Source organism: Bradyrhizobium sp. Mp27 (assembly GCF_029953005.1).
GTDB classification, from domain to species: Bacteria; Pseudomonadota; Alphaproteobacteria; order Rhizobiales; family Xanthobacteraceae; genus Bradyrhizobium; species Bradyrhizobium barranii.
Genome location: NZ_JASAUS010000395.1, coordinates 1 through 2478 on the forward strand (window position 1 = coordinate 1; position 2478 = coordinate 2478).

Here is a 2478-nt window from a genome sequence, read left to right on the forward strand (position 1 = left end):
CGGCGGCTCTTCTTCGTCATCTTCGCTCCTGATTCGCAGCAAGAATCCTCGCCGCTGTCAGGCAGAAAATCCACTCAAGCTACTGTCCGAATTTGCGGGGCCAGCTCTGATGTCAGCAAGCGTCTTCACATCAGCCCGGCTGCCTGACTTCGCATAGTTGTCAATGGCGTTAAACAATGCCTCGTCGGATTTCCCGCCCTTGCCCAAAACGGCATTTGCGAGTTCTTCCATCTGGCCGACTTGCGGAGAAGATGCGCCAGGCTTTGAGTTTTTTGCTGCTTCAGCAAGAGTTTCGCGAGCCTGCCCGCCGCGCCGAAGCGTCTCGGCATAAGCCCGCATGACGCCTTGCTGCTCTGGCGTAAACAGCCGGTTTGCTACGTCACGCCCCGATCCGTTCAGAAACTCCCCGATATCGTCGGCAACCTTGGCTGCGGGCTTTGCGGCCGTACCCTCTGTCGCCTGCGATAGCCTATTCCAGACACCCCCACGGATGGCCTGTAGAGCCTCTGGATCGTTTCCTGTTGCTTCAGCCAATCTGGTCAGCAACCGAGACGAAACGCCCTTGGCGCCGACTTTAGAGGCACCAACGATATAATTGGAGGCCTCCTGCGGAGTGACCTCGCCCGTTACAATGCGGTTTACGATCCGATCCGCGTCATCTCGAGCATTGAACCCAAAGCGTTGCCGCCAATCTGTGTTGGCTGCGCGGGCCTGTCGGTAAGCCTGTAACGCCTCATCGCTCCCAGAAAATAGGGCGTTGTCAAACGCATTCCCGAGCCAATCATCGTAAGCCCTAATGACGTGGCGGGCCGCGCGCCGATCAGCGTCATTTGACGCCGCCTGCGATAGTGCATTGAGACGCTTTCGCGTTTGCTCAAGGCCCTGCATGCTGACCGCCGCCGTCTCAACGTCGCCCTGCGCCATTGAAGTTGGGCGGGCTACCCGGTTCGGAATGTTCAGGTTGGAAATATTATCAAGTTCCGTCACCATCCGAGATGCGGCCGGCGTCAACTGCGGGTCTACAATTAGCCCTTGCTCGTCGAGCGACCGAGTTACATCGTTCCGAATGCCTCGCACTGCGTTGGCATTGATCGCGCCGTCACTATTGGCCGCAACGCCATAGAGGCGCTCTTTCGTGGCGTGCGCTTCCCGCTCGCCCTGTCGCAGGCGAGCAATGAGGGTTGCTCCCATATCCTGCGGCGACATATCGCCAACAGACCTCCTGGCCGCCTCTAGCGCGTTGGTTTCAGCCCCCGTAATTGCATCTCTCGCGCCCGTATGCGCCCGTTCCCAATCGGCCAAAACAGCAGCGTCACTGCTATCGGCAGCAGCCTTAGCCGCTTGGGTTTCACGTTCTGCCGCGCCACCGATTGTGTTTCTGATACGGTTTGCGACGTTAGGCCCACTTCCCTCACCATAGTGGGAAGCAATGCTGTTGACCGCGCCACCGAGTTGATCGGCCATCTCTCCGGTTGCTCGTGGGATAGCATCCCCGACGACAGGGATATTGCGGATGCCTTGCGCAGTCCGCTGAACGGCCATGTTATCGCTTGCGAACGCTCTGGGAACCTGAACCGCTTCAGGCGCGACATCAGAAACGCGGCTGGCCGCATTAACAATTTCGTTCGTCGGGGCGGGTGGAGCAGTTCGCGGAACGGCCGGGGCCACTACAGCTTTCGAACCTGCGGAAGCGGGAGACGCGACACCAGCCAAATCAAAAGACCTATGGATGATGTCTTGGTAAGCGGATGCCGAACTGGCGCGGCTACGGTATCTTTCCGGCAGCACCGATAAGGGAACGGCAGAAGTCCCCGGCACATAAATCTTGGTGGTGTCGTTCCAGATCGGCACTTGTCCGTACTCATCCCAAGCCTGCGAGACGGTCTTGCCATCCGCTTCAAGAAGCGGCGTCGACTTGTCGGGCTTCGGCACAACGCGCATCAGGCCACCCTCGCATATTCATCACGCACTTCGGCACTTGCGGCTACGAATGCAACGTGTGCGGCCTCTGCGGTGTCAAAATATCCGATATGCTTCTTCTTGCCGTTCACAGAGATTGCCGCTCTCCACATCCCGTGCGACTGGATGAAAGAGACCCCGCGATAGCCGCTAGTGTTGTTGTGGAATAGCTTTGCGTTCCACATGTTCTGATCGTGGGTGACATCACGAAGGTTCGCCCACGCATTGTTGAACCTGTTACCATCAATATGGTCGATATAGCCAACCGGCTCTTCGCCAGTGACCATTTTCCAAACCAGGCGATGAACAAGGTAGATCTTATGGTTTATGCTCACCCGCAAATAATCGCCACTTAGGAAGCCCGCCTCCTTCTCTCCAGAGCGAAACTTCCTGACGAGTTTCCCGGTCTCCGGTGTCATTCGGCTTGCAATATTGACCCCCTAAGCCGGGGGATCGGCGTCCAAAATTGACCCCCTACAGGTTGGTCTGTTGCGCTGCCTGCTTCGTAACAAAGCAGGT

Annotated in this window: 2 protein-coding genes; both read right to left on the reverse strand. The window is 57.6% G+C overall.

The window, feature by feature from the left end:
- Window positions 1-57: 57 nt before the first annotated feature.
- Complete coding sequence (locus QJT78_RS50175; RefSeq protein WP_281460829.1) at window positions 58-1941, reverse strand: hypothetical protein; 1884 nt, start codon at window positions 1939-1941, stop codon at window positions 58-60.
- Complete coding sequence (locus QJT78_RS50180; RefSeq protein WP_049810661.1) at window positions 1941-2378, reverse strand: HNH endonuclease; 438 nt, start codon at window positions 2376-2378, stop codon at window positions 1941-1943. Before QJT78_RS50180 ends, QJT78_RS50175 begins: the two co-directional genes overlap by 1 nt.
- Window positions 2379-2478: the final 100 nt, after the last annotated feature.

What these genes read in the sequence shown, in the direction of transcription:
- QJT78_RS50175 (WP_281460829.1), bottom strand. Translation starts at nt 1,941, where the DNA reads ATGCGCGTTGTGCCGAAGCCCGACAAGTCGACGCCGCTTCTTGAAGCG.
- QJT78_RS50180 (WP_049810661.1), bottom strand. Translation starts at nt 2,378, where the DNA reads ATGACACCGGAGACCGGGAAACTCGTCAGGAAGTTTCGCTCTGGAGAG.